At 65.4% G+C, this 257-nt stretch carries 1 pseudogene; it reads right to left on the reverse strand.

What is annotated here, in order from left to right:
* Window positions 1–257, reverse strand: a pseudogene (locus CVH10_RS22160) (Crp/Fnr family transcriptional regulator); the annotation flags it as partial.

A 257-nucleotide genomic window follows, 5' to 3' on the forward strand; every position in this document is an offset into this window, starting at 1 on the left:
CGCCAGGCGCTGGTCGGCGGTCTTGCGCGACAGTAGGCGCATCATGCGGCGATCGTCGCGCATTTCCTTGCTCATGCTGCGATAGAGCTGGGTGCGCAGCTGGGGCAGTCGTTCCGAGAGGGCGTCCAGGCGGTCGAAGGGGATCTCGCACACCGTGGTGGTTTCCAGGGCGATGACCGAGCCCGGATAGGTGGCCTCATCGATGCCGTCGAGCCCCACCAGCTCGCTGGGCAAGTAGAAGTTGGTGAGCTGGTCGT

The organism is Halomonas sp. ND22Bw, from assembly GCF_003011945.1.
GTDB classification, from domain to species: domain Bacteria; phylum Pseudomonadota; class Gammaproteobacteria; order Pseudomonadales; family Halomonadaceae; genus Halomonas; species Halomonas halophila.